30 protein-coding genes, 1 tRNA gene and 1 pseudogene are annotated in these 25,850 nt (G+C 57.0%); 24 read left to right on the forward strand and 8 right to left on the reverse strand.

Features of this window, described 5'->3' with window-relative positions:
- Positions 1-269 precede the first annotated feature (269 nt).
- From SANT_RS23495 to SANT_RS15050, 13 genes and pseudogenes are all read left to right on the forward strand, one after another.
- Positions 270-404, forward strand: coding sequence for a protease FtsH-inhibitory lysogeny factor CIII (locus SANT_RS23495; RefSeq protein WP_071882035.1), 135 nt, complete (start codon positions 270-272; stop codon positions 402-404).
- A 326-nt stretch (positions 405-730) separates the two neighbouring features.
- A complete protein-coding gene (locus SANT_RS14995) occupies positions 731-1,351 on the forward strand; it encodes an ERF family protein (RefSeq protein ID WP_025423090.1) in 621 nt (206 codons plus the stop codon).
- A gap of 8 nt (positions 1,352-1,359) precedes the next feature.
- Positions 1,360-1,629 carry a hypothetical protein gene (locus SANT_RS15000; RefSeq protein ID WP_025423091.1) on the forward strand — a complete coding sequence of 90 codons (270 nt, stop codon included), beginning with the start codon at positions 1,360-1,362 and terminating at the stop codon, positions 1,627-1,629.
- 298 nt (positions 1,630-1,927) lie between these two features.
- Entirely contained in the window at positions 1,928-2,233 is a 306-nt protein-coding gene (locus SANT_RS15005; RefSeq protein WP_025423092.1) for a hypothetical protein, read from the forward strand.
- The gene (locus SANT_RS15010; protein ID WP_025423093.1) at positions 2,233-2,484 is read left to right on the forward strand and encodes a DUF7446 family protein; all 252 of its coding nucleotides are present in this window, start codon (positions 2,233-2,235) and stop codon (positions 2,482-2,484) included. The genes SANT_RS15005 and SANT_RS15010 overlap by 1 nt, the downstream gene beginning before the upstream one ends.
- Positions 2,477-2,956, forward strand: coding sequence for a hypothetical protein (locus SANT_RS15015; RefSeq protein ID WP_025423094.1), 480 nt, complete (start codon positions 2,477-2,479; stop codon positions 2,954-2,956). Before SANT_RS15010 ends, SANT_RS15015 begins: the two co-directional genes overlap by 8 nt.
- Complete coding sequence (locus SANT_RS15020) at positions 2,953-3,219, forward strand: hypothetical protein (protein ID WP_025423095.1); 267 nt, start codon at positions 2,953-2,955, stop codon at positions 3,217-3,219. The genes SANT_RS15015 and SANT_RS15020 overlap by 4 nt, the downstream gene beginning before the upstream one ends.
- The gene (locus SANT_RS15025; RefSeq protein WP_025423096.1) at positions 3,216-3,914 is read left to right on the forward strand and encodes a hypothetical protein; all 699 of its coding nucleotides are present in this window, start codon (positions 3,216-3,218) and stop codon (positions 3,912-3,914) included. The genes SANT_RS15020 and SANT_RS15025 overlap by 4 nt, the downstream gene beginning before the upstream one ends.
- Before the next feature lie 73 nt (positions 3,915-3,987).
- Positions 3,988-4,161, forward strand: coding sequence for an ANR family transcriptional regulator (locus SANT_RS24235; RefSeq protein ID WP_148296305.1), 174 nt, complete (start codon positions 3,988-3,990; stop codon positions 4,159-4,161).
- A gap of 205 nt (positions 4,162-4,366) precedes the next feature.
- On the forward strand, positions 4,367-4,585 hold the full coding sequence (locus tag SANT_RS15035) for a hypothetical protein (RefSeq protein WP_025423098.1): 219 nt from the start codon (positions 4,367-4,369) through the stop codon (positions 4,583-4,585).
- A 183-nt stretch (positions 4,586-4,768) separates the two neighbouring features.
- Positions 4,769-4,984: a hypothetical protein gene (locus SANT_RS24240; RefSeq protein ID WP_051440182.1), complete on the forward strand. Its 216-nt coding sequence runs from the start codon at positions 4,769-4,771 to the stop codon at positions 4,982-4,984.
- 3 nt (positions 4,985-4,987) lie between these two features.
- Positions 4,988-5,125 (forward strand): annotated as a pseudogene (locus SANT_RS24725) (excisionase family DNA-binding protein); the annotation flags it as partial.
- Between the two features lie 92 nt (positions 5,126-5,217).
- Positions 5,218-6,378 (forward strand): tyrosine-type recombinase/integrase, encoded by a 1,161-nt coding sequence (locus tag SANT_RS15050; protein WP_025423100.1) that lies wholly within the window; start codon positions 5,218-5,220, stop codon positions 6,376-6,378.
- 18 nt (positions 6,379-6,396) lie between these two features.
- On the opposite strand, the gene SANT_RS15055 is transcribed toward SANT_RS15050, so the two are convergent.
- A tRNA-Arg gene (locus tag SANT_RS15055) sits at positions 6,397-6,473 on the reverse strand.
- A 183-nt stretch (positions 6,474-6,656) separates the two neighbouring features.
- Between SANT_RS15055 and folD the strand changes: the two genes are divergently transcribed.
- On the forward strand, positions 6,657-7,529 hold the full coding sequence (gene folD, locus SANT_RS15060; RefSeq protein WP_025423101.1) for a bifunctional methylenetetrahydrofolate dehydrogenase/methenyltetrahydrofolate cyclohydrolase FolD: 873 nt from the start codon (positions 6,657-6,659) through the stop codon (positions 7,527-7,529).
- 2 nt (positions 7,530-7,531) lie between these two features.
- Positions 7,532-7,744, forward strand: a complete 213-nt coding sequence (gene ybcJ / locus SANT_RS15065; protein WP_025423102.1) for a ribosome-associated protein YbcJ — start codon at positions 7,532-7,534, stop codon at positions 7,742-7,744.
- A gap of 86 nt (positions 7,745-7,830) precedes the next feature.
- On the opposite strand, the gene cysS is transcribed toward ybcJ, so the two are convergent.
- On the reverse strand, positions 7,831-9,216 hold the full coding sequence (cysS, locus tag SANT_RS15070) for a cysteine--tRNA ligase (protein ID WP_025423103.1): 1,386 nt from the start codon (positions 9,214-9,216) through the stop codon (positions 7,831-7,833).
- Positions 9,217-9,480: 264 nt separating this feature from the next.
- On the opposite strand from cysS, the gene ppiB reads away from it, so the two are divergent.
- Together ppiB and SANT_RS15080 are read left to right on the forward strand one after the other, a co-directional pair.
- A complete protein-coding gene (gene ppiB, locus SANT_RS15075; protein WP_025423104.1) occupies positions 9,481-9,975 on the forward strand; it encodes a peptidylprolyl isomerase B in 495 nt (164 codons plus the stop codon).
- Positions 9,976-9,985: 10 nt separating this feature from the next.
- Complete coding sequence (locus SANT_RS15080; RefSeq protein WP_025423105.1) at positions 9,986-10,705, forward strand: UDP-2,3-diacylglucosamine diphosphatase; 720 nt, start codon at positions 9,986-9,988, stop codon at positions 10,703-10,705.
- 138 nt (positions 10,706-10,843) lie between these two features.
- Here the strand turns inward: SANT_RS15080 and SANT_RS15085 are convergent, their stop codons facing one another.
- Positions 10,844-11,266 carry an ASCH domain-containing protein gene (locus tag SANT_RS15085; protein WP_025423106.1) on the reverse strand — a complete coding sequence of 141 codons (423 nt, stop codon included), beginning with the start codon at positions 11,264-11,266 and terminating at the stop codon, positions 10,844-10,846.
- A 233-nt stretch (positions 11,267-11,499) separates the two neighbouring features.
- On the opposite strand from SANT_RS15085, the gene purE reads away from it, so the two are divergent.
- Both purE and purK read left to right on the forward strand, forming a co-directional pair.
- Positions 11,500-12,009 carry a 5-(carboxyamino)imidazole ribonucleotide mutase gene (gene purE / locus SANT_RS15090; protein WP_025423107.1) on the forward strand — a complete coding sequence of 170 codons (510 nt, stop codon included), beginning with the start codon at positions 11,500-11,502 and terminating at the stop codon, positions 12,007-12,009.
- On the forward strand, positions 12,006-13,076 hold the full coding sequence (purK, locus tag SANT_RS15095) for a 5-(carboxyamino)imidazole ribonucleotide synthase (protein WP_025423108.1): 1,071 nt from the start codon (positions 12,006-12,008) through the stop codon (positions 13,074-13,076). Before purE ends, purK begins: the two co-directional genes overlap by 4 nt.
- Positions 13,077-13,499: 423 nt before the next feature.
- On the opposite strand, the gene SANT_RS15100 is transcribed toward purK, so the two are convergent.
- From SANT_RS15100 to ybbA, 3 genes are all read right to left on the reverse strand, one after another.
- A complete protein-coding gene (locus SANT_RS15100; protein WP_025423109.1) occupies positions 13,500-15,731 on the reverse strand; it encodes an NADP-dependent isocitrate dehydrogenase in 2,232 nt (743 codons plus the stop codon).
- A gap of 322 nt (positions 15,732-16,053) precedes the next feature.
- The gene (gene ybbP, locus SANT_RS15105) at positions 16,054-18,486 is read right to left on the reverse strand and encodes a putative ABC transporter permease subunit YbbP (RefSeq protein ID WP_025423110.1); all 2,433 of its coding nucleotides are present in this window, start codon (positions 18,484-18,486) and stop codon (positions 16,054-16,056) included.
- Positions 18,483-19,169, reverse strand: coding sequence for a putative ABC transporter ATP-binding protein YbbA (gene ybbA / locus SANT_RS15110; protein WP_025423111.1), 687 nt, complete (start codon positions 19,167-19,169; stop codon positions 18,483-18,485). Before ybbA ends, ybbP begins: the two co-directional genes overlap by 4 nt.
- Here ybbA and tesA point away from each other — a divergent pair.
- From tesA to SANT_RS15135, 5 genes are all read left to right on the forward strand, one after another.
- The gene (gene tesA, locus SANT_RS15115; protein ID WP_162149617.1) at positions 19,140-19,775 is read left to right on the forward strand and encodes a multifunctional acyl-CoA thioesterase I/protease I/lysophospholipase L1; all 636 of its coding nucleotides are present in this window, start codon (positions 19,140-19,142) and stop codon (positions 19,773-19,775) included. The genes ybbA and tesA overlap by 30 nt on opposite strands.
- A 28-nt stretch (positions 19,776-19,803) precedes the next feature.
- On the forward strand, positions 19,804-20,580 hold the full coding sequence (locus tag SANT_RS15120) for an SDR family oxidoreductase (RefSeq protein WP_025423113.1): 777 nt from the start codon (positions 19,804-19,806) through the stop codon (positions 20,578-20,580).
- A 51-nt stretch (positions 20,581-20,631) separates the two neighbouring features.
- Positions 20,632-21,486 (forward strand): co-chaperone YbbN, encoded by an 855-nt coding sequence (locus SANT_RS15125; RefSeq protein WP_025423114.1) that lies wholly within the window; start codon positions 20,632-20,634, stop codon positions 21,484-21,486.
- A 256-nt stretch (positions 21,487-21,742) separates the two neighbouring features.
- On the forward strand, positions 21,743-22,660 hold the full coding sequence (locus SANT_RS15130; RefSeq protein ID WP_025423115.1) for an SPFH domain-containing protein: 918 nt from the start codon (positions 21,743-21,745) through the stop codon (positions 22,658-22,660).
- On the forward strand, positions 22,657-23,115 hold the full coding sequence (locus tag SANT_RS15135) for an NfeD family protein (RefSeq protein ID WP_038668653.1): 459 nt from the start codon (positions 22,657-22,659) through the stop codon (positions 23,113-23,115). Before SANT_RS15130 ends, SANT_RS15135 begins: the two co-directional genes overlap by 4 nt.
- A gap of 230 nt (positions 23,116-23,345) precedes the next feature.
- Here the strand turns inward: SANT_RS15135 and cueR are convergent, their stop codons facing one another.
- Positions 23,346-23,768: a Cu(I)-responsive transcriptional regulator gene (gene cueR / locus SANT_RS15140; protein WP_025423117.1), complete on the reverse strand. Its 423-nt coding sequence runs from the start codon at positions 23,766-23,768 to the stop codon at positions 23,346-23,348.
- A gap of 680 nt (positions 23,769-24,448) precedes the next feature.
- A complete protein-coding gene (locus SANT_RS15145) occupies positions 24,449-25,477 on the reverse strand; it encodes a hypothetical protein (protein WP_081730516.1) in 1,029 nt (342 codons plus the stop codon).
- Positions 25,478-25,850 lie beyond the last annotated feature (373 nt).

Genomic DNA, 25,850 nt, shown 5'->3' on the forward strand with positions numbered 1-25,850 from the left:
CCCTTAATATAAATATAATGAATGTTGAACTAATACACGATGCCGGGGCTAAATTCCGCTCGGCATGACGACATTAACATTTAGACCATATGTAATGACAATAAATAAGGGTTGTGCCATACATGGCCGAAAAGTAATTTAAAACTTTAATGCATACCGAATCATGCAGTTTTTAATAAAATTCTCACTTATAATTTTACTTAATTATTATTTATTTTAATAAAACCTGCCGACCCATATACATAAACAAATATTAAAGGAGTCAATCTATGCAACAGTACGCCGTTGCAGGGTGGCCTGTTGCTGGCCTCCCTGAATCACAATTATCCCGCGTTGCCGACAGAATTCGCGAAGTATGTAGGAAAATAATTGAATTACTAAACCAGCCGGGCAACCCGCTATGAATTATGTAATCAAACTCACCCGAGCGCTAGCCCATGAAGCTACCAGACTTAGCGACAGCGAATTATGGGTTATTAGCCACCAACTGTTTAAGCAAGTGAGGCCGTAATGGTAATGTATGATGATTCAATAGAATACCCTAATACCATCCGTGTAGCTAAAGAATGGCGGAGATATTGTTTGATTAAGGCATTGGAGAGCAGAAGGCTAGGTTTGCGAGAAGCAAAAAAGGAATCTCTGTATTGTGCCAATATTGCAAAACTTAACCTGCGCTATTTCCTCCCAACGGGCAACGAACCATTTTAATATAGCTACTAAGGGTACAACCATGCTAGATTCAAAAGCTGTTTATAAAGCAATAAGCAATGTTGCTCGCGAGCTGGCGGCTGCCGGCATCAAAAAGGGAAGCCAGAACAAACAACAGGGGTTTATGTTTCGAGGTATAGATGCAGTTTATAATGCACTGGCTCCTGCGCTTGTTACTAACGGGCTGTTGATCTTACCTCGCATCGTCGAGAGAAGCTTATTAGAGCGCACAAGTCAAAAAGGTGCTGCTCTTTTTTATGTGACTGTAAAGGCAGAGTTTGACTTTGTCTCTACAGAGGACGGTTCTATCCACACTGTAACTACATATGGTGAGGCTATGGATAGCGGCGATAAAGCAACAAATAAGGCAATGTCTATTGCATATAAATATGCCGCTTTTCAGGCATTTTGTATTCCAACTGAAGAAACCGCAATTGATGCGGATGCAGAGTCCCACCAAGTCAAAACAACTTCACCAGATGAAATACTGAAAAATTTTACTGACATGGCCTCTAATGCACCAATGGCAGATTTGAAACGGGAGTTTGCTAAAGCGTATAAGGCTCTTCATGAAACCCCTCAACAAGCCATTGCCAAAGATGTTTACGACATCCGCAAGTCTGAATTAGAGCAGCCCGCGTAGGAGTGCATATGGACAAGCAAGAGCGATATGCCATGATTGTAGCAGAGGTTCTTGAGGCTGTTGAATGCGCAAGACTCGGGGAAAAACATTCGAGGCTAAATCAAATGATGATACGCACTATGGCAATGGAAGCCAGCTTTTACCCTCTCTGCCCTGAAGAGCTCATCCCTATCGAACGTCGCAAATATCACATGAAACCTGTGGATATTAACCGAGAAATATATCTCGACTTTAAAGACCGCCGTCAAGGCCGGTTTGGCTTTATCAGCCAGGAGTAAACATGTACGCCCTTTTCTTCCTAACGTGCCTTACTGGCGCGGCTGAATGTTATCAGCCTGACGGTTATGTCTACCCCGATTCATTCAATTGCGAAGCAGATAAGCACCAGCGCGGGCTGGGGAAACTATATGTTTGCCTGCCAATTGAGGGAGTTATTGCAAACGACAATAGCTTACCGCGTGTATCTGGAGAATAAACAAATGAGCGACGACACGAAATTACTCATCGGCGTAATTACGCTAGCTATATTAACTGCGGCAATTATCTATTTCGAGATTCCGATTAATTGAGGCGCGTATGAACAACAAATTAAGCGATGACTTTCATGATATTGCTGCCAATCTTCATGCCGCGCAATGTCGTATCGATGAGCTGGTCAACGAAATTAGCGGACTTCGCGCCCGGCTGGCGGAGTATGAGCAAGCGGGGCGGGAACCGGCGCGGGAACCGGTGGCAATGCCGGACGATGAAGATCTGCAATTCGAGATTGAGTGGATGGAAAAAGCAGAAGTGAGTGATGTTTCAGAATATTTGCAATTAATTCGGTGGCTCAAAGAATTGCAGCGCCGCCGCGCCGCCATGCTCGAAGGGGGTAAGGAATAATGGCTAAAAATATTCACATCGGGCTATCGCCTCTTACCGGAACAATCTTTGCCGGGCCTGCTAGGCCAATGAAAGGCGGGCCAGACGGCGCTATGCAGTTTACCGGCGAAAAGGTTGACGTAACCGCGCAGTGCCTCGCCGCCGTAGCACAGAAACTGGTAGATGAAGATCGGATAATTTCATGGAGTTTACCGGACGGCATAGTTTTACAGCTGCGTGCTGATTATGTGGAGGCGAAAAATCATGATTAACCTCACCGCAGAGGAACGGCAGATGCCGAGCAGTGATCGGCTTTTTAGAATAGCTTATGGCAGCGAGGCTCACCAGGAAGAAATTGAGCAAATGGCGTTGGCATTGCTGGCGTCGCTGACGGCTGAGCCTGTGGCGGTTGTTAATGAGCGAGCTAGCGCACATGGGCGCATATGCTGGAATAAATCTGGCCGTGATTTGCCACATAGGACACCGCTCTACACCGCGCCGCCTGCCAACTCTCCGGTAATTCCAGAGGGATTCGTCGCTATTCCGGTAGATTTACTTTCTGATTATCGCGATGTGAAATATGCGCAAATACAGAATTATAAATCAATATTTGGAGACCGATGCGATATACCCGGTTCCCGCTGGCAACTGCAAGTTGCTGATTTAACCGATGAGCTTGCAGAAATAGACAAGCTTTTCGCCGCCGCCCCTTCCACAAGCGCGAACACAGGCGGTGACGCATGAACACATATCAGGTTTGGTGCCCAGAGGACGGAGAGGAACGCGAGGACGCGCGAGAGATTGAGGCCTATGACGCCCAGGAGGCTGTCGAGATATGGGCGGAACTTTCCGACAGCGGAAGTGCGGATTATCTCATTGTGGGCGGGCAGGTGACGCCTGTTGTCCATGTCGCGCTTGCTGACAAAGTACCGCAGCTTTTCCGCGTCAGTGGCGAGTGCGTGGCTCAATACACCGCACGGGCGGTTAGCGCGGAGGATGCCAAATGAAAGAGAGGCCGATTATTTTCAGAGCAGATGAAGTAAGGGCTATTCTCGACGGCAGGAAGACGCAGACGCGGCGTGTAATGAAACCTCAACCGTCTGATGATTTTTGCCCTGATATTGCTCAAGGGGATGAGCCTACTGCAATAGATAACAATGGTGAAATGTACCCAGGGAAACCAATCTTTGGTGTTCCCGATAAATATGAGGATCAGGGGTACAAAAGCCCCTACGGCCAGCCGGGGGAGCGCTTGTGGGTGCGTGAAACGTGGCAAGCTATCCACGATTCGACAGATGAATGGGGCCATGTTGAAGAGCGAACCTATGCGCCGTCGATACCCAAAGAAAAGGACACCTATTGGCACACGGTATATCAAGAGTATTTCGGCGATGAAAACCGAGAAGATCGCGGGTTCCCGTGGCGCCCTGCTATACACATGCCGCGCGAGGCTTCCCGAATCACGCTTGAAATTACCGGCGTGAGGGTGGAACGGTTGCGGGATATTAGCGAAGAGGACGCAAGATCGGAGGGGATTATTGACGGTGGATGCATTAATTGCGGCAACCCGGAGCCGTGTAGTTGCGATACTCCAAATCCAGACGCAAGGGATTCTTTTGTTTATTTATGGCAATCCATCTACGGCGAGGAAAGCTGGCAGACTAATCCATTCGTTTGGGTGATCGAGTTTAAGCGCGTGTAATTAAGAATAACGTCTCACCAATCGCAATTACCATCGCCGCGTTAGCGGTTTTTTTATGCCCGGAGAATAACCAATGAACTATCAACTGCTATCGAGGCGGGCGGCTGAGCTTGAGCGTTCGCATGAGTTAATCAAGGCAAGGGACATGTGGAAGGATGCGGCAAAGGAAGCTGCGCCAGCAAATAGAGAATGGGCGGAGTTACGCGCCGCACTATGCGACACCAAAATTGAGCGGGGGTGGAAATGATGGCGGACGATATCGATAACGCTGCGCTGTTGGAACAATTCAATAATGAGATAGCGCTCTTGAACCGCCCCCGCCCGCAATTCGTTTACACAGGGAAATGCCATTGGTGTGATGAGCCTATCGCTAATGGGTGCTTTTGCAAAGACGATAGTTGCGCAGAGGACTACGAGAATTACAAGCGCGCAGAGCGGCGGCGGGGGAGAGCATGATTTCAACACTAGATGAATATTTAGATGAGGTTATCGCTATGCAGCACGGAATGAAGATCCGGCGGCGTGATGAATTATCAATAAGCCGCCTGAATTACCTACGTGAAGTATGGCCGATAGCGCATCAGGCTGGTTACAAAAAGGCCGTGGCGGATGGGCTCAAAGCGCCGGCACGTGCTAAGGCTAACGGGCTTCCGAAAGGGGTAATGCCATGAGACGAATGCCCATTAAAACTCACAGCGGAATTGTGACTGACGGTGCAGGTGACAGGTTAGTGAAACTCCATGCAACTGCTACATGCTGGGTGGTCAAACAGACAGAATGCTATTACCGGGATTCGGGTGCCCGAGTAGGCGGTAAGGGCGCGCGGCTTTATCTGGGGAGCATAAAGGAGCTGTATGGTGACACCCGTAGAGAATAATGCCCTGCGCGCCGTTGCTAGGCAGTGCAGCGACGAACTCCACTCCGCTTTAAAAGATAACCCCAGCGAAAAATTCAACACTATTAGCCGCCCAATTATTCTGAAACACGCCGCCAGGGTAGAGCCTCGCTTTAGCCTTTGCCAGCTGATCCATGCGGTGGGTGTGCTTAACGGCCAATATCCTGAAAGGTGAAGAATGACAGAAAAATATAGCCTGAGCCGCAAGGAGGCCGCTCAGTTTATTGGTGTGTCAAGGGATACAATCACCCAATGGATCAGGGACGGAAGACTAACAGCGTCGCAGAAAGACCCGTCCAAATCCAAATCACCTTATCTCATCACCCGGCAGTCATGTATTGCTGCGATCAACAATCCGTTGCACACTGTGCGAGTGAGCGCGGCGGATGCACATGAGGAGAAATCAACATGTCTATCTTCCGCAGGGGCTCCGTCTGGTACGGGAGCTACACGACGCCAGGCGGCAAGCGCATTAAAGAATCTCTTGGCACAGAGGAAAGAAAGCAAGCGCAGGAGCTCCACGACCGCCGAAAGGCTGAACTGTGGCGAATAGAGCGCCTCGGGGATTTTCCCGATGTAACGTTTGAAGAGGCCTGTGTGCGCTGGCTTGAAGAGAAGGCGCACAAGAAGTCTATAGATGCAGATAAAGGCCGGATTGGATTCTGGCTTTTGCATTTTGAAGGGGTACGACTGAAGGATATCAGCGAAGCGAAGATATATGCGGCAGTCAGTAAAATGATGAACCGCAAGTCGGAGGAGCGCTGGAATCAGCGGGCGGTCGCGATGGCTAAAAAGGGAGTCGACATCGTTGCCTATAAGCCGAAGGCGGTATCCACCTCAACTAAGGCTAAACACCTTGCGCTGATGAAGGCGATGATGCGAGCCGCGGAACGTGACTGGAAGTGGATCGAGAAATCACCAGTCATTAAGGTGCCACAAGAAAGAAATAAGCGGGTGCGTTGGCTCGAACCCGCTGAAGCTCAGCGACTGATAGATGAATGCCCCGAACCCCTCAAGTCTACAGTAGAGTTTGCACTGGCAACAGGCCTACGCCGCTCTAATATTGTAGACCTGAAATGGCAGCAGATAGACCTGCAAAGGAAGGTGGCATGGATTGAACCGGAAGACAGCAAGTCAGGCAGAGCAATTGGCGTTGCCCTGAATGGCACAGCCGAAGCCGTTCTGCGCAAACAGATCGGACGGCATCAAAACTGGGTATTCGTCCATACCGAATCCGCAAAGAGAAGTGACGGAACCACAACAGCGACAGTACGTAAAACGCGGGTGGATTCTAATACAGCATGGCGAGCAGCTCTCAAGCGAGCAGGCATTGAGGATTTCCGTTTCCATGATCTGAGACACACCTGGGCGAGTTGGCTTATTCAGGCCGGAGTGCCATTGTCGGCATTACAGGAAATGGGCGGTTGGGAGAGTATTGAAATGGTGCAGCGTTATGCCCACTTAGCACCGAACCATCTTACGGAACACGCGAGACAAATTGATGCGATTTTTGACAGTCGTGTCCCAAATCTGTCCCACGGCGAAAATATGAAAGCGGGCGGCGGGTGATAACTCGTTGAATTCATTTGGTACGCCCTACTGGACTCGAACCAGTGACCTACGGCTTAGAAGGCCGTTGCTCTATCCAACTGAGCTAAGGGCGCACAACGGAAACCGCGGCGGTGAATGCGGTTTGGATTATACGGAGGTAAGCGTTTGAGTCAATGGCTTTTCTGTCCGTTGTTCTGTTGGTAAAAGGTCAGGATGCATTCTGTGCCTGACAGCGGGGCGCGCTTCTGCCAAAATAGCGCCCTCAGCCCGATTACAATGACGGATTTCCGATTCAGATGGTAGCGAAAATAATTGATGGTAAGGCCGTTGCCCAGCAGGTCAGAAGTGAAGTGGCCGCGCGGGTTCAGGAGCGCCTCAAGGCGGGCAAGCGTGCGCCCGGGCTGGCGGTGGTGCTGGTCGGCGGCGATCCCGCCTCGCAGATTTATGTTGCCAGCAAACGCAAAGCCTGTGAAGACGTCGGTTTTATCTCCCTTTCCTATGATCTGCCGAGCACGGTCACGGAGGCGGAATTACTGGCGCTGATTGATAGGCTGAACGCCGACCGCCGCGTGGACGGCATATTGGTGCAACTGCCGCTGCCGGCGGGGATTGATAATATCAGCGTGCTGGAGCGTATCGCGCCGGATAAAGATGTAGACGGTTTCCATCCCTATAATGTCGGCCGTCTGTGCCAACGCGCGCCGCTGCTGCGACCCTGTACCCCACGCGGCATTGTGACGTTGCTGGAGCGCTATCGCATCGATACCTTTGGCCTCAATGCCGTTGTGGTTGGCGCGTCCAATATTGTCGGCCGGCCTATGAGTCTTGAGCTGTTGCTGGCGGGCTGTACGGTAACCGTCACTCACCGTTTCACGCGCGATTTACGGCGTCATATCGAAAATGCCGATCTGCTGGTGGTGGCGGTGGGCAAAGCGGGCTTTATTCCCGGCGAGTGGATTAAACCCGGTGCGGTGGTCATGGATGTCGGGATTAATCGTCTGGACAGCGGCAAAGTGGTCGGCGACGTGGATTATGCCAACGCCGCCGAGCGCGCCGCCTACATTACACCGGTGCCCGGCGGCGTGGGCCCGATGACGGTGGCCACGCTGATTCAGAATACCTTGCAGGCCTGCGAGGATTATCACGATACGTCTGCGCCGGAGGCTTAACCATGACGACATTTTCCCTTGAAGGGCACCCCTATATCGCATTATGCGATCTTCTGAAAATTTCGGGCTGGTGCGATAGCGGCGCGGCGGCCAAGTTGGTCATTGATGAGGGCCGGGTTACGGTAAACGACGCGGTGGAAACCCGCCGACGCTGTAAGATCACCGTCGGGCAGCGCGTCGCCTATGCCGGTCAGCAGGTCACGATCGCGGACTAGCCGGCGAAAGAAGCGTGATAGCCGGTCCCCGCTGTCCAAGTAGGGGAACGGCGCGGGCCGTCGAGGGCCAGCGCCGGCCTAGGCCTTTAACCGCGGCGCCAGGTCGTACCCTGGGGGCCGTCTTCCAGCACGATGCCCAGCGCGGTAAGTTTATCCCGGGCTTCATCCGCCAGTGCCCACTGCCGGGCTTTGCGCGCGTCGTTGCGCTGCTGAATTAACGCGGTTATCTCGGCATTCTCATCCACGTCGCCGCCGGCGCCCTGCTGCAGGAAGGCGGCGGGATCCTGCTCAAGCAGCCCCAGCACCCCAGCCAGCTGGCGTAACGTCGCCGCCATACCCTGCGCCGCCGCCGGCTGCTCGCTTTTCAAGCGGTTCACCTCGCGGGCGATGTCGAACAGGACAGAATAGGCTTCCGGGGTATTAAAGTCGTCATCCATCGCCGCTGTAAACTGCGCCACGAAGTTTTCACCGCCGGCGGGCGCAGCTGCCGCATCGGTGCCGCGCAGGGCGGTATACAGGCGCTCAAGGGCGGCCCGCGCCTGCTTAAGATTCTCTTCGCTGTAATTAAGCTGGCTGCGGTAATGGCCGGACATCAGAAAATAGCGCACCGTTTCGGCGTCGTAATAGCGCAGGACGTCGCGCACGGTAAAAAAGTTGCCCAGGGATTTGGACATCTTCTCTCGATCGACCATCACCATCCCGGCGTGCATCCACACATTGACATAAGGGCCGTCGTGAGCACAGGTGGACTGTGCGATTTCATTTTCATGGTGCGGGAAAATCAGGTCCGAACCGCCGCCGTGAATATCAAAATGATGGCCAAGCTGCCGGCTGTTCATGGCCGAACACTCAATGTGCCAGCCGGGCCGGCCGTCGCCCCACGGCGATGGCCAACTCGGCTCGCCGGGCTTCGACATTTTCCACAGCACGAAGTCCATGGGGTTGCGTTTTACTTCGGCGACTTCGACGCGAGCGCCGGCCTGGAGCTGCGCCAGATCCTGGCGGGACAACAGGCCATAGTCGCTGTCGCTGTCCACGGCGAACATCACATCACCGTTGGTGGCCACATAGGCATGTTCTCTGGCCAGAAGCTGCCCCACCAGTTCAATAATCGCGTCCATATAGTGCGTGGCGCGCGGTTCATGATCGGGACGCAAAATATTCAGCTGGTCGAAATCGAGATGCATCTCTTGGATCATGCGATCGGTAAGCTGATGAAAGGGTTCACCGTTTTCCGCAGCGCGGCGAATAATTTTGTCTTCAATATCGGTGATATTGCGGACATAATTGACCTCATAGCCGCGATAGCGCAGATAGCGGGTAACGACATCAAAGGCGACGAAAGTGCGCCCATGGCCGATGTGGCAGAGGTCATACACGGTAATGCCGCACACATACATACCGATTTTACCGGCATGGATAGGTTTAAATTCCTCTTTTTGGCGTGTCAGGGTGTTAAAAATCTTTAGCATCGAAAATCATTCCATGTGTCTGCGGATTACGCGTGTAGAGCGCCCAGCGGTAAAGGTCAATAAACCTAACGGGGTATTGAACCCTGAAGCCGCAGCTATTGCAAGGGTATGCCCGGAATTCCCCGTGCTTGACGCGGTGCTGTCATTCGGCCGACGGAGGGAAACGGGGGACAATGCTGACTCTATGCCAGAGTTATGCTATAAAACCCCTCTGCCCGTACACTTCGTATGAATGCAATTCATCAGACTTTCAGGACATTAAATATGGTTACTTTACATACCAATCACGGCGATATCGTTATCAAAACTTTTGCGGAAAAAGCGCCGTTAACCGTTGAGAATTTCCTCAATTATTGCCGCAGCGGGTTTTATGACAACACCATTTTCCATCGCGTGATTAATGGCTTCATGATCCAGGGCGGCGGCTTTGTCCCCGGTATGGAACAAAAGGCGACCCAGGCGCCGGTAAAAAACGAAGCCAATAATGGTCTGAAAAACACTCGCGGTACGCTGGCGATGGCCCGTACCAACGATCCGCATTCTGCCACCGCACAATTTTTTATCAACGTGGTGGATAATGACTTCCTGAATTTCCGTTCTGAGCGTCCCGACGGCTGGGGATATTGTGTCTTCGCCGAAGTGACCGAGGGTCTGGACGTGGTGGATAAAATCAAAGGCGTCGCGACCGGCCGCAGCGGGATGCACCAGGATGTACCGAAAGACGACGTCATCATTACCCATGTGACGATCGCGGAGTAACCTTAGCCGCATGTCAACGCTGTTCGTCGCGGATATTCATCTTTGCGCACAGGAGCCGGCGATTACCGCCGGTTTTCTGCATTTTCTACGTACCCGCGCCGTCGCCGCGCAAGCATTGTATATTCTTGGCGACCTGTTTGAGGTGTGGATAGGCGATGATGATCCCAATCCGCTGCATCACGAGATCGCCGTCGCGCTACGGGCGCTGGGTCAACGCGGTATTCCCTGCTATTTCATTCACGGTAATCGTGATTTCCTGCTTGGCCAGCGCTACGCCAGCGCCTGCGGAATGACGCTGCTGCCCGCGCAACAGGTTATGCAGCTTGACGGGCTTCGGGTGGTGATATTGCATGGCGACACGCTGTGTACCGACGATAGCGATTATCAGCGTTTTCGCCGCCGGGTGCATCAACGCTGGCTGCAGCGGCTGTTTCTGTCGCTGCCGCTGCGGCTGCGGTTGCGCATCGCCGACAGGATGCGCGCCAATAGTCTTCGTGTCAACGCCGGCAAAACCGCCGATATCATGGACGTCAACGCGCAGGCGGTCATGGCGGTGCTGGCGCACACCGGCGCGACGGTGATGATCCATGGCCATACCCACCGGCCGGCGATACATGAGCTGCCCGGGGAGCGCCGTCGCGCGGTGCTTGGCGCCTGGCACCGCCAGGGGTCGGCCATTGAGGTCACGGCCAAGGGCGTCACGCTGCACGAGTTCCCTTTCGGCAGTTGAAGTTTGGCACGCGCCCGGCGTTATCTTCTCGACCACGAGAGGCGCTTATCCCCTCAGCGCAGCCACCGGGGCCTTTTGCCGCCAGGGTTTCCCGCTCAACCGGGGGCTCGTAGGGCACCAGGCCACCTCTGCACGGGTCTATAAGGTCTCCACCAGCATAAACTCTTCCACCACCAGCGCCATCTCTTCCGACCAGTGGCCGGCACGTTCAAAAAACGCCCGGTGGGTTTCACGCCAGTAGGCCAGGCTAAGATCTCCCTCGCCTTCTTTGGCCGCCATTTCCGCCGTGACGTCGCAAAAACGCAGCAGGCGCAAGGCGGTGGTGCGGATAACCGCCAGCGGGCGCTCCCTGCCATCGAGGATCACGCTGTAGTCGCCAATGCGCGGGGAGCTGGCATCCTGTTGGTAAGCCTGCAGCGAGCAGCAGGTGGCGGTTTTTATGCCCCCTACCACCAGTGCGCCCAACTCGTCGGCCATTTGCGCGCTATCGCCGAAAGCCCAATAGGCCGCGCCCGGGTAGGTTACCGTAAGCGGCGCGCTTTCCTTTGGTGTGGTTTCCATCGCAGATATCCCGTTGAGCCCCGCCGGCACCGGCCAGGGCAAGCTATTCAGTTAAAGCAACATTTCGGTGCAGTATAACCCGCACAGCGCATTTTTTCCTTCGCCGCGCACGCCGCCGGCGGCTACGCAACCGTTTTCCTCTACCGGGACCCATGATATGCTCTACGCCCGGTTAGCCAGGCCGCAGGGTCTGTTAAGAACGCCGACATTATGACCACAGGAGCACGACGCGTATGCAATCCAACCACGCCACGGCAAAGATCGCGATTGTCATGGGTTCCCAAAGCGATTGGAGCACCCTGCAATTTGCCGCGGAAATTCTCACCGCGTTAAACGTTCCCTTTGAGGCGGAAATTGTTTCAGCCCACCGTACCCCTGATAAGTTATTCCGCTTCGCCGAGCAGGCGGCCGACAACGGTTATGCGGTGATTATCGCCGGCGCGGGCGGCGCGGCGCATTTGCCGGGCATGCTGGCGGCCAAGACGCTGGTACCGGTGCTCGGGGTGCCGGTTCAAAGCGCGGCGCTGAGCGGCGTGGACAGTCTCTATTCCATTGTACAAATGCCGCGCGGTATTCCGGTCGGTACCTTGGCCATCGGCAAAGCCGGCGCCGCCAACGCCGCCCTGCTGGCCGCCCAAATTTTAGCGCTGCATGACGCGGCGCTGGCCGATCGTTTGAGCCAGTGGCGCCAACGGCAAACCGATGAGGTCCTGAGCCATCCCGATCCGAGGGAACAGGCATGAAGCCGGTCTGCGTACTGGGCAACGGCCAGTTGGGTCGTATGCTGCGGCAAGCCGGCGAGCCGCTGGGTATCGCGGTGTACCCGGTCGGGCTGGACGCCGAACCCGAATCGGTGCCCTTCGGCCAAAGCGTCATCACCGCCGAAATCGAGCGCTGGCCGGAAACCGCCCTCACCCGCGAATTGGCGCGTCATCCGGGCTTCGTTAATCGCGATATTTTCCCCAGGTTGGCCGACCGGCTAACGCAAAAGCAACTGCTGGACCAGTTGCGTCTGGCCACCGCCCCCTGGGCGCCGCTGGCGGGTGCCGCCCAATGGCCGGAGGTGTTTGTTTCCTTCGGCAATTTGGCCATTGTAAAACGCCGGGTGGGCGGCTATGACGGTCGCGGCCAATGGCGGCTGCATCCAGGCGAAGAGGCCACCCTACCGCAGGAGTGCTACGGCAGTTGCATCGTCGAGCAGGGCATCGCCTTCGATGGGGAGGTCTCGCTGGTCGGCGCCCGGTCCGCCGATGGCGTCCAGGTCTTTTATCCGCTGACCCATAATTTCCATCAGGATGGCATTCTGCGCGCCAGCGTCGTCTTTCCCGCCACGGATAGCGGCCTGCAACAGCAGGCGGAAAATATGCTCGGCGCTATCCTGCATGAGCTGGACTATGTCGGCGTGATGGCGATGGAGTGCTTTATTGTCGGCGATCGGCTGCTTATCAATGAACTGGCGCCGCGGGTGCATAACAGCGGCCACTGGACGCAAAATGGCGCTTCCATCAGTCAATTTGAACTGCATTTACGCGCTATTCTGGCGCTGCCGCTACCGGCACCGGTCGTCAGCGCGCCCGCGGCCATGGTGAATATTATAGGCAGCGACGTGAATATCGATTGGCTGGCGGACTCGCTAGTGCATTTGCACTGGTACCAAAAAGAGGTGCGCGCGGGGCGCAAGGTCGGACATTTGAATCTTAGCCATCCTGATAGCGCGGCACTCAGCCGCAGCCTGCAGCGGTTGGCAACGCTACTGCCGGCGGAATACCAACACGGGATCGACTGGGCAAGGCAGAAACTGGCCGGTTGAGGTTGAGCGGGCGCGGCTCGCTCTGTCCACAACATTGCCAACGAATTGCCCGCTGCGCTGACCGACGCGATAAGTCCATCGTCCGCCGATCGTAACAATGCACCGGCTCCTGCACCGCCGTATGCGGCGCATTGTTGCCAATGCGCGTCGATCGTGACAACGCACCGGCTCCTGCGCCGCCGTATGCGCCGCATTGTTGCCAATGCGCGCCGATCGTGACAACGCACCGGCTCCTGCGCCGCCGTATGCGCCGCATTGTTGCCAATGCGCGCCGATCGTGACAATGCACTGGCTCCTGCGCCGACGTATGCGCCGCATTGTTGCCAATGCGCGCCGATCGTGACAATGCACTGGCTCCTGCGCCGCCGTATGCGGCGCGTTGTTGTCAATGCGTGCCGGGCAGGGGCTGCCCGGCGGCCTGCCTCAGGCGCCCACCGCCTGTAGCGCGGCGTTGAGGGTGGCGCTGGGGCACATGGCTTTGCTGGTCAGCGCGGGATCCGGATGATAATAGCCGCCGATATCCACCGCGTTACCCTGCACCTGATTCAGCTCCGACACAATTTTCTGCTCATTATCAGCCAAGGTGCGCGCGAGCTCGGTGAACTGCTGCTTTAACGCCGTGTCCTCGTTCTGCTCCGCCAGCGCCTGCGCCCAGAACAGCGCCAGATAGAAGTGACTGCCGCGGTTGTCGAGCTCACCGACTTTACGGGAAGGGGATTTGTTGGCGTCGAGGAATTTGCCGGTTGCCTGATCCAGCGTTTTCGCCAGCACTTTGGCCTTGCTGTTGCCGGCGGCGATACCGACGTGCTCCAGCGAGGCGGCCAGCGCCAGGAATTCTCCCAGCGAATCCCAGCGCAGGTGGTTTTCCTGCACAAACTGTTGAACGTGTTTGGGGGCGGAACCGCCGGCGCCGGTTTCAAACAGGCCGCCGCCCGCCATCAAAGGCACGATGGAGAGCATTTTGGCGCTGGTACCCAGCTCCATAATCGGGAAGAGATCCGTTAAATAATCGCGCAGCACGTTGCCGGTGACCGAAATAGTGTCCTTGCCCGCGCGGATCCGCTCGATGGAAAAACGCGTGGCGTCGACCGGGGACAGGATACGAATATCCAGCCCGTCGGTATCATTCTCCTGCAAATAACGCTGCACTTTCTCAATCATGCGCGCATCGTGCGCACGGGCCGGATCGAGCCAGAATACCGCCGGCGTATTGGATTCACGGGCGCGGTTGACCGCCAGCTTCACCCAATCCTGAATCGGCGCATCTTTAGCCTGGCACATGCGCCAAATATCGCCCGCCTCTACCGGATGGGCCAGCAGCACGTTGCCCGCCTCATCGGCGACCTGCACCACGCCGTCGGCGGGGATCTGGAAGGTCTTGTCATGAGAGCCGTATTCTTCAGCCTTTTGCGCCATCAACCCCACGTTGGGCACGCTGCCCATGGTCTTGGGGTCAAAAGCGCCATGCTGCTTGCAATCTTCAATTACCGCCTGGTATACACCGGCATAGCAGCGGTCGGGAATAATGGCCTTGGTATCATGCAGTTGGCCATCGGGCCCCCACATTTTGCCGGAATCGCGGATCATTGCCGGCATCGACGCATCCACGATAACATCGCTAGGCACATGCAAATTGGTAATGCCTTTGTCGGAATTCACCATGGCAAGCGATGGCCGCTCGGTGTACAGCGCCTCGATGGCTTGTGTGATTTCCGTCTGTTCAGCGGCGGGCAATTCTTTGATTTTGGCGTATAAGTCGCCAATACCGTTGTTGGCGTCGAAGCCCAGCGTTTTCAGTTTATCGTTATAGCGGGCCAGCACCTCTTTATAGAATTCAGACACCACGATACCGAACATAATCGGATCGGACACCTTCATCATAGTCGCTTTCAAATGCAGCGACAGCAGCACGCCCTGCCGTTTGGCATCGGTGATCTGCTGCGCGATAAAGCTGCTCAACGCCCTTTTGCTCATGACCGCGGCGTCGATGATTTCGCCGGCGTTCACCGCCGTTTTGGCTTTCAAAACCTGCTTGGCGCCATCGCGGCCGACGAGAGTGATACTAACGTTACCATCGCGTTCAATCAGCGCCGATTTCTCGCTGCCGTAGAAATCGCCCTCGTGCATATGGGCAACGTGGGATTGAGACGATGCCGACCATTCTCCCATGCGGTGCGGGTGTTTGCGGGCGTAATTCTTCACCGACAGCGGCGCGCGGCGATCGGAGTTACCTTCGCGCAGAACCGGGTTAACCGCGCTACCTTTGATTTTGTCGTAGCGGGCCTTGGCCTCTTTTTGCGCATCCGTGTTCGGTTCGTCAACGTAATCCGGCACCGCATAGCCCTGCGTTTGCAGCTCTTTGATGGCGGCTTTCAGCTGCGGCAGCGAGGCGCTGATATTCGGCAGCTTGATGATATTGGCTTCGGGCGTCACCGCCAGTTGACCCAGCTCCGCCAGGTGATCCGAGAGGCGCTGATCCGATTGCAGATGTTCGGGGAAATTGGCGAGAATACGACCCCCCAGCGAGATATCGCGGGTTTCGACGGCGATCCCCAGGGATTGGGTGAACGCACGGATGATCGGCAGCAGCGAGTAGGTCGCCAGCGCTGGGGCTTCATCGGTGAGCGTATAGATAATCTTGGACGTCGTAGTCATTTATTACGTTAACTCCTCTCTCTCATAGCGATTGCAACTATCGTGAAGAGTGCCGAACCGTTGCGTTCACCGTTGACACCCATTGGGAGCATAAGCGGAAACGCGGGTTTTCCGGATAACACTTCCTGGTGCTAAGTGGGCAGAGTGGATCTGCGAAGTGGCTGAGATATCTGGCTGATAACCTCTGCGTTGTTGGCGGACCTATTTACATTGTAGTGTGACGCCAGGCCGTTACTGTGCAGCAGGGGTCCGGGCCCTGTCAACCCGGTTGTCACTCTGCTGATTATTTTTTGTTGCGTTAATGTTCCCATTTTGTAAACGATTACGTCCAATCCTGTCCCAGCCGTCCCTTTCTTTGCACCAGACGGGCGCCAAGCACGGTCCCCAGCAGTGATAACAGCAGCATACCCCCGAGGGGCAGCGCCCACCACAGATAAGGATCCGGTCGGGCGGGGAAATCGAATACCCGCCGCTGCAACAGCATCAGCGCCGCCTCGGCGCCGATCGCGGCCACCGCGCCCGCAACGAGCCCGAGTAAGGCAAATTCATTCCACAACGTCCAGCGCAGTAATTTGCGGCTAGCGCCTAATGTCCGGTAGACCACCAATTCCTGCTGACGCTGTCGCATGCCGACCTGCACTTGCGCCATCAGCAACAGCCCGCCGCACATCAGCACCAGAATGACCATGATTTCCAGCGCCCGGCTTACCTGTTGCAGTACCTGCCCTACCTGCCGCAGCATGGCGCCGATATCCAACAGGCTCAGCGTGGGGAACTGACGTGTAAGCGCCGTCACCAGCTGCTCGTTTCCATCATAACGAAAGCTGGTGAGCCAGGTTTGCGGCTGTCCTTCCATCCCTCCGGGGGGAAAGATGAAGAAAAAATTCGGCCGCAGGCTCTCCCAATCCACCTGGCGCAGGCTGGATACCGTGGCGCTAAACGATTGGGTATCGCCGGTGAATGTCAACCGATCGCCGATACCGACCCCCAGATCTTTCGCCACACCTTGCTCCATTGATACTTCGCCCGCGCGCGGCGGCCAATGGCCCGCCAACAGCGGATTATGATCGGGCAAGGCGCGCAGCCAGGTCAGGTTGAGTTCCCGATTAACCGTGGGGCCGCCCGGATCGTCGGGCTTGATGATGTCGGTCGCGCTTCGATCGTTGATGGCGGTCAGCCGGGCGCGCACCACCGGATAGAATACGCCGGGCGTCACACCGCGCTGCCGCAGGAAGCGATTGACGGTGTCCACCTGCTCATCGGTCATATTCAACAGGAAATAGTTAGGGCTTTCCGGCGGTAGTTGCTGCTGCCATCGTTGCAGCAGGTCGCCGCGCATCACCAACAGCAGGCCCAGCAGCATAAACGACAAAGAAAACGCCGCCAGCTGACTCTGTGTCACCCAGGGCTGGCGCAGCAGGCGATTGACCGCCAGCCGCAGGGTCAGCCGGCGCAGCGTCAGCCGCCGCAATAGCAGCAGCGCCCCCCACCCCACGACGGCCAACAGCAGCGCCAGCACCGCCATACCGGCTACCACCGACCAGAGCAGCGGGCTTGGCCCCACCAACCACAGCAGGAGCCCCAGCAGCAGCGCCAGCACCGCCGGCAGATAATAGCGCAGCGGCCAAACGGTCGATAACACATCGCGGCGCAGGACGCGCAGCGGGCGGGTGGCCAGCAGTTGGCGATAGGGGCGCACCCCCACCAGTAGAGAAATGACCACCAGCGATCCCATCGACCAGAGCCAGGGCCACACCCCGGCGGCGGGTAGCGTAGCCGGCAACACCGGCGCCAGCAGTTTTATCAGCACCGCCTCGAACGCCAGCCCCGCCAGCGCGCCACAGACGGCCGAGAAGGCCAGCAGCGCCAACCACTGGCCGATTATAAGCTTTATCAGCGACAGCCGGCCGGCGCCCAGGGTTTTTAGCACCGCCACCAGCTCAGCGCGGCTGCGGCAGTAGTGTCCCATCGCCACCGCCACCGCCGCCACCGACAAGAGCAGCGTCAACAGCGCCGAAAGCAGCAGAAAATATTGTGAACGCTCCATAGAGCGATTCAGGGCACCGCTCGACTCCTCTGAACCGTTCCAGCGTTGATCGGCTTTTAACTGCGGCGTCAGCCAGTTCTCGAAACGTTGGAGCTCTTCAGGCTCGCCGGCGAACAGGTAACGCCAAGTGACCCGGCCGCCGGGCTGTACGGCGCCGGTTTTCTCCACGTCGGCGGTGTTGATGATAATGCCGGGAGCGGTTTGAAACGGATTGAAACCGCTGTCCGGTTCGCGCAGCACTTCCCCCGCCACCCGCAACGTCGCGTCGCCCACCTCCAGCGAATCGCCCGTCTTCAGTCCCAGCAGCGCCAGCAGCCGCGGCGCGACCAGCGCCTCTCCCGCGGCCGGGCGCAGATTGGCCGGCCGGGTGATCAACTCGCCATACAGCGGGTAGTTGCCGTCGGCGGCTTTGACTCTGGCCAGTTGCGCCGCGTCGCCGGCGAACGTCATGGTCATAAACGTCAGTTGGCGGCTGAGCGTCAGTCCGTCGGCCTTGGCCTGCGAGAGCCAGCGTTCCTCCACCGGCCGCGCCGCGCGCAGCACCCGATCGGCCGCCAGAAATTCGCGGCTTTGCTGGTTAAGCCCTTTTTCCATCCGATCGCTTAGGTTACCCAGCGCCAGCACGCAGGCCACCGACAGGGTAAGCGCCAGCCAGACGATCAGCATGGAGGGGGTTCGCCATTCGCGCCAGAACCAGCGTGCTATCATGCCACTTCCTCCAGCCGGCCGTCCTGCAAACGCAGACGGCGTTCACAGCGCGCGGCCAGTTGCCTGTCGTGCGTCACCAGAATCAGGGTGGTGGCGAAATCCCGGTTCAGGCTGAACAGCTGATCGGCAATGCGATCGCCGGTGGCGCGGTCCAGATTGCCGGTCGGCTCATCGGCGAATAAAATCTGCGGCCGACCGCTGAACGCGCGCGCCAGCGCGACCCGCTGCTGCTCGCCGCCGGAGAGCTGGGCGGGCAAATGGGACAAACGTTGCCCCAGCCCCAACTGCGTCAACAGGGTCACCGCCTGTTCGCGGCTTTGGCGCTCGCCCTCCCCTCTCAGCAGCGCCGGCAATTGCACATTTTCCAACGCCGTCAGGGTGGGGACCAGCATGAAAGATTGAAACACAAAACCGATATGGCGGGCGCGCAGCGCGGCGCGACGTTCTTCATTCAGCGCCGTCAGGTCGTGCCCCAGCAGATGTACGGCGCCGTCGCTACCGTCGTCGAGCCCGGCCAAGATCCCCAGCAGGGTAGATTTTCCCGATCCGGACTCGCCGATAAGCGCAATTGTCTGCGCGGGTTTGACAACCAGCTCAACTCCGGTAAGGATGGAGATATGGTGTTCACCTTGACCGACGTGCTTACTAAGATGATGAACTTCAAGAACGTTTTCCGCTGGCATTTCCCTTTCCTTATTCTGTTGAGTCTGGTAAGCGTTCGGGCGCTGGCCGCCGATACGCTCTTGGTTCTAGGCGACAGTCTAAGCGCCGGTTACCGCATGCCCGCCGCACGGGCCTGGCCCGCGCTGCTGGCCGCGCGCTGGCAGCAGGACGATAATGCCATCCGGGTGGTTAACGCCAGCATCAGCGGAGATACCGCCACCCAGGGCGTAGCCCGCCTGCCGGCGCTGCTGCGCCAGCATAAGCCACGCTGGGTGGTCATCGAGCTGGGCGGGAATGATGGTCTGCGCGGTTTTCCGCCGTCGCAGATTGAACAAGATTTGGTCAAAGCCATTACCTTAAGCCAACAGGCGGGCGCGCAGCCCCTGCTCATGCAAATCCGCCTACCGCCGAATTACGGCAAGCGCTATACGGAAACCTTCAGCGCCATTTATCCGGCGCTGGCGAGCCGGTACGCCGTTCCCTTACTGCCGTTCTTTATGGAGCAAGTTTATCTGCGGCCGGAGTGGATGCAAGATGACGGGATACATCCCAATCCGGACGCCCAGCCCTTCATCGCGCAATGGATGGCTGACCGCCTGCTGCCTTTACTTAAACATGAATCATAGGCAAGGAGAGCGCAATTTGGGTAAAGTTATGCAAAAAGCCGTGCTGATTACCGGTTGCTCCAGCGGTATCGGCCTGGTGGCGGCCCGCTATCTGCGCGCGCGCGGCTACCGGGTATTGGCCGCCTGCCGCCAAACCCGTGATGTGGCGCGGCTGGCAACGGAGGGCTTTGAGGCCGTGGCGCTGGATTTGGACGACCCGCAAAGCGTTGACGCCGCCGCCGATGAGGTGTTGCGGCTGACCGGCAACCGGTTGTACGGACTCTTCAATAATGCGGGCTACGGTATGTATGGCCGACTTGACACGTTAAGCCGGAGTCAGCTGGAACAGCAATTTTCCGCTAATCTGTTCGGTATTCATCAATTGACCCGGCGGCTACTGCCTGCCATGGTACCTCATGGCGAGGGGCGGATTATCCAGACCAGTTCGGTCATGGGGCTGGTGTGCACGCCGGGCCGGGGCGCCTATGCTGCATCCAAGTTTGCCCTGGAAGCATGGTCGGACACGCTGCGCATGGAGCTGTACGGCAGCGGCGTGCAGGTCAGCCTGATTGAACCGGGTCCCATCGCCACGTCATTTAGCACTAACCTGACCCACACCCGGACCGATCAGCCGGTGACCAATCCGGCTATCGCCCGACGCTTTACGCTGCCGCCGGAGGCCGTGTTGCCGAAATTGCGCCATGCGCTGGAAAGTCCTCGGGCCAGATTACGTTATCCGGTTACCCTGGTGGCGCACGCGCTAACGGGGTTGCGTCGCCTCCTGCCAGGGCGCTGTCTGGATTGGCTTTTACGCGGCAAGCATTGAAGCGCGGCACGCCCGCCCCCATGTATTGCCAAAACCATTGAGAGAAATTGCATGTTAAACGCCACGGTAGTTGAAATTAACGAAACCAACCTGCAGCAAACGCTGGAACAATCCATGCAGGTGCCGGTACTGTTCTATTTCTGGTCCCAGCGCAGCCCGCATTGCGAGCAGCTAACGCCGGTGCTGGACAAGTTGGCGCAGGAATACGCCGGGCAATTCGTGCTGGCGAAAGTAGACTGCGACGAACAGCAGCATGTCGCCGCCCAATTCGGCCTGCGCGCCATTCCCACCGTGTATCTGTTCAAGGAGGGTCAGCCGCTTGACGGTTTTCAGGGGCCCCAACCGGAAGAGGCGGTACGCGAGTTGCTGACCCGCGCTTTGCCGGATCCCGCCGAGCTGCAATTGCAGGAGGCCACGGCGCTGGTGCAGGCGGGGGATTTCGCCGGGGCGCTGCCGCTTTTGAAAGCGCTGTGGCAGGAACCCAAGCCCGCCAGCGAAGCCGGCCTGTTATTGGCGGAAACCTATCTGCAACTCAATCGTCCCGATGATGCGCAGGCGGTGCTGGACCAGTTCCCGCTACAGGATAAAGATACGCGCTACCAGGGTTTACTGGCGCAAATCGAGCTGCTGCGCCAGGCGGCGGATACGCCGGAAATTCAACAGTTGCAACAACAGGTGCAACTTGCGCCGCACGATGCCGCGCTGGCGGTACAGCTAGCCCTTCAGCTCCATCAGGTGGGCCGTAATGAGGAAGCGCTGGAGCTGTTGATGGGCCATTTGAAAAACGATCTTGGCGCCGCCGACGGCGAAGCGCGTAAAATCCTAATGGACATTCTGGCGGCGCTGGGCACCGGCGATGCGCTGGCGGGGAAATACCGTCGCCAACTATACTCCCTGCTGTATTAAACCTTTCTGAACGCCAGGCGCGCCATGACGAACGCCTGTCCTCTTTTGCCGTCCGGCCTTATGCGCCGGCGGCAAAGATCGCAAAAAACGCGCCTGGGGTCGCTTAACGGTAACGATCCGGTCCCTTTTATTGCGTGAATCACTGTAACCTTGCGCGCTTTGTTGTATCTTCTCTTCTATAACACCAATCCCGCCGCAGAGCGCAGGCGGGTTGCCCGGCGCGTTATTCTCTGGCACTGAAAAGGAGTCTTCACCTATGTTAATGGTCATTCCCGTTCTGGTCGTGCTCGCCTTGATTGTGGTCGCGGCGGGTATCAAGATTGTACCGCAGGGCTATCAATGGACGGTTGAGCGATTCGGCCGCTTTACGCAGGCGCTGAAACCCGGCCTGAATCTGGTCGTGCCGTTTATGGACCGCATCGGCCGTAAAATCAATATGATGGAACAGGTATTGGATATTCCTTCCCAAGAGATCATCTCCAAGGATAACGCCAACGTCACCATTGACGCCGTCTGTTTTATCCAGGTGGTGGACGCCGCACGCGCCGCGTATGAAGTCAGTAATCTCGAGCAAGCGATCCTCAATCTCACCATGACCAATATCCGCACCGTTCTGGGCGCCATGGAGCTGGATGAAATGCTGTCGCAGCGCGATAGCATCAACATCCGGCTGCTGCAAATCGTGGATGAAGCGACCAATCCCTGGGGCATCAAGGTCACCCGCGTCGAGATCCGCGATGTGCGCCCGCCGGCGGAAATGATTGCCGCGATGAACGCCCAGATGAAAGCGGAGCGAACCAAGCGCGCCGATATTCTGGAGGCGGAAGGGGTACGCCAGTCGGCCATCCTGCGCGCCGAAGGGGAGAAACAGTCGCAGATCCTGAAAGCCGAGGGCGAGCGGCAGTCGGCGTTTTTGCAGGCCGAGGCCCGTGAACGCGCCGCCGAAGCGGAAGCGCGGGCCACGCAGATGGTTTCTGACGCCATCGCCGCCGGCAATATCCAGGCCGTCAACTACTTCGTGGCGCAAAAATATACCGACGCGCTGCAAAAAATCGGCTCCGCCGGCAACAGTAAAGTCATCATGATGCCGCTGGACGCCAGCAATCTGCTTGGCGCCATTGGCGGCATCGCTGAACTCGTCAAAGAAAGTCAGTCCGGCCGGAGCAAAGGATGATAGTAGAGGCGATACGTGCGCACCCGCACAATTTTTGGCTGATCCTGGGTGGCCTGCTGCTGGCGCTGGAAATGCTGGGGGCGAGCGGCTATTTGCTATGGAGCGGGATCGCCGCGCTGCTGGTGGGGCTACTGACGTGGCTGGTACCGCTTGGCTGGGAGTGGCAGGGCGCGATTTTTGCCGTGCTTACCGTGGGCTCGGCCTGGCTGTGGTGGTATCGCCTGCGCGCCGGGGATCGCACGCGTCCGGCATCGGCGTTGAATCAGCGCGGCCAACAGCTCATCGGGCTGCGCACCCGGCTGTCCGAGCCTATCATCAACGGGTTCGGCCGATTACGCGTGGGCGACAGCACCTGGCGCGTCCAGGCCAGCGAGGATTTACCGGCGGGTACCTGGGTGGAAGTGTACGCGACGGAGGGGATTACGTTGCGCGTGCGCCGCGCCGTCGCACAATAGCGTCGCTCTGGCTATCGAAGTCGCATCGCGGCGGCATTGGGAAAACGGCGAGCGCACCCCGGCTGCAAGGGAAAACGGGCTTGGGTATTACGGTTGCATCGCCTCAGCACGAACAAACGGCGAGCGTCATGATCGCGCCAATGCAGAACGTCATAACGGCCATTAACCGCGTCAAGCACCGCCTACCGGCATTGTCACCGCGCAGAAACGAATGCGTTAGCCGTTGCGGCTTAATGCGCTGATTCCACAGAGGGTGGGCGGTGACAACAGCCCGCAAGGTTGTCCATAATGGGGCACTCTGCGCCTTGATCGCCCGGACAACTGGCCGCCAGCGCCAGCAGATGCTGGCGCATCTGGTCTAATTCGGCGATATGCGCCTCAATTTCCCGCACCTTCGTCAGCGTCCGGCGTTTGACATCGGCGCTGTGGCGACCGGGATCGTTAAACAGCGCCACCAGTTCCCGGCACTCTTCCAGAGTGAATCCCACCTGCCGTGCCTGACGCAGCAGCGTCAGCTCTTCAAGATGGCGGGCGTTATAGCTGCGATAACCGTTCTCCCGGCGCGCAGGCGGCGACACCAGCCCTTTCTGTTCGTAGAAACGAATCGCTTTGGGGGTGAGCCCGGTTTTTTTTGCCACACTACTGATATTCATCATTCCCCCTGAAGATAGCCGCCATCGTCGCGTCCCACCTACTCAGGCACGCGCGCCGTGGGATCCGCCGGCATTGCCTATCACAAGCCGCCGCGCCCTGTGCTTTGCGCGCCTACTGTGCAAGCACTTCCCCCTATACGTGCACCTGTACTATGCGCGCCTAGGGTGCAAACACTTCCCACTATACCTGCGACTGTACTATGCGTGCGCGCCTACCGTGCAAACACTTCCCACTATACCTGCGACTGTACTATGCGTGCGCACCTACCGTGCAAACACTTCCCACTATACCTGAAACTGTACTATGCGTGCCTGCTGTGCAAACACCTCCCACTATACCTGCACCTGTTCTGCGCCTGTACCTACACTTGGACTTACGCCTGCCTCAAAACAGCGCTCAATGACTATTAGTCTAGCGCATCGCGGCGCGGGTATTCCAACCGCCTGTCAAGATGTTAGGATTTGGCCAACGGTGCGTTACCCCCCTTTCGCGATATTTGGTGAAGCGCCAGAAAATGCCTCGGGAACGTTGTGCCGCCCCACCATTAAAGACGAAGAGGGGGACGCCGGATTACTCGATAGCGGGCCCCCCGTCAACCGAGCATTATCACTCCCCCCTTCCCCGCAGGAAACTTGCCAGTTTGACACCTCACACCGTTGCGCTTCCCTCGGCAGAGAACTCAACCAAGAGTCGCGCCGGCAGGGTAGCGCGCCGTCTCAACATGCTCACTGGCGTGAAAATCCACGCATTCAACTTGACCCTCGGCGGAAATAGTCAGTGCCACGTCCATTTGCAGGTGCGGATAAATATCCGGCTTCGGGCCGTTGATGACGAAATGCTGATGCTCCTCATCGTTCATCAGCCGGCGCGTAATCTGACGTACCGATAGTTCAGCGCTCTCCGGGTGATATTGCAGTGCGACGGAGGTGGAAATCCCCCCCAGGGCAAAATGCTCGATAAACGCATTGGGAAAGCTTTGCAGTCCCAGGTTGACATCGGCAAAGCCGCTTTGGCTACCCACTTCAACCAGCGCCGCGCGTTGTAGCGGCGTCAGTTTATGATAAAGCCTATTCGTAGCGTCGGTGATCTCTTCCTCCGTCATACGGGTGACACCATTAAAAATAGGCTGCCCGTCTATGATGCTTTCACCGCTTAAACGCCACATATCGATCAACAAGCGCGACGGCGCCGTCTCTCCCCACGCCGTTTGCGTATCGTTTGCCAGGATATCCTGCACCGTTTGGCCGATACTCGATTTCACCTCCGGATGCCGATTGACCTGTTGCAGATAATACGCCGCTAAAAGGGAAACCGGAGAGTCGTCCGGCTGGTGTTTATCCAGCGATTTAACGCAGGTAGCGCCAATATAGAAATCAACCCCGCGATAATGGTTCTCTTTGACCTGAAATAACGCCTTGTCATCGTCTTTGGCGAGTGCTTTAAGATTGGCAAAAGCATTAAGAGCGACATGAAGATGGGCAAATTTGCCCTCTTCGTCTTGGGGTATGGGCGTATTGTCGCTGTGAATCAAGTGATAAAGATGCTCTAGGACTTCCGATTTGTTGTAGGGACGGAAGTAATCTTTAATACGATCCCAAATGCCGATATGCGTGGCGTAGTCTTTGTCCGCGCTGAGCAGGCGGCCAATGCGCGAGGAATTGATTGCCAGCGGCTGCTGACCGATGTCGACCTTAACAGATATTGCCATAACGATTTCCTTATCATCCTTGATGTTGCAATAACGATGGCTCGATTTGAAGATGGAGTGGGTATCAACAATAACGACAGACGCCAATAGCCCTTTGCCTATGCATTGCATCTATAGCGCCGCATTGGCCGGCTTTTCGCGCCGGCGGGCGACGGCCGTCCCCGTGCTTATACAATCGCGCTTAACCTTCGAGATCACAGGGTTGTTGGACTATATTCCCTCGGCCGTGAAACGGGATCGGGTCAACACCGCAAATTGCTACACGAAAGCCAATCACCCGGTATGACGTTTTCCCCTCCGACGAGGCGCGTTCTGGCGAGAACAGGCTATCTTCCGTCATAAAGACTTGACCTTGCCCCAGCGGGAAGGTCTA

The sequence above is a fragment of the Sodalis praecaptivus genome (assembly GCF_000517425.1).
In the GTDB taxonomy this organism is placed as follows: domain Bacteria; phylum Pseudomonadota; class Gammaproteobacteria; order Enterobacterales; family Enterobacteriaceae; genus Sodalis_A; species Sodalis_A praecaptivus.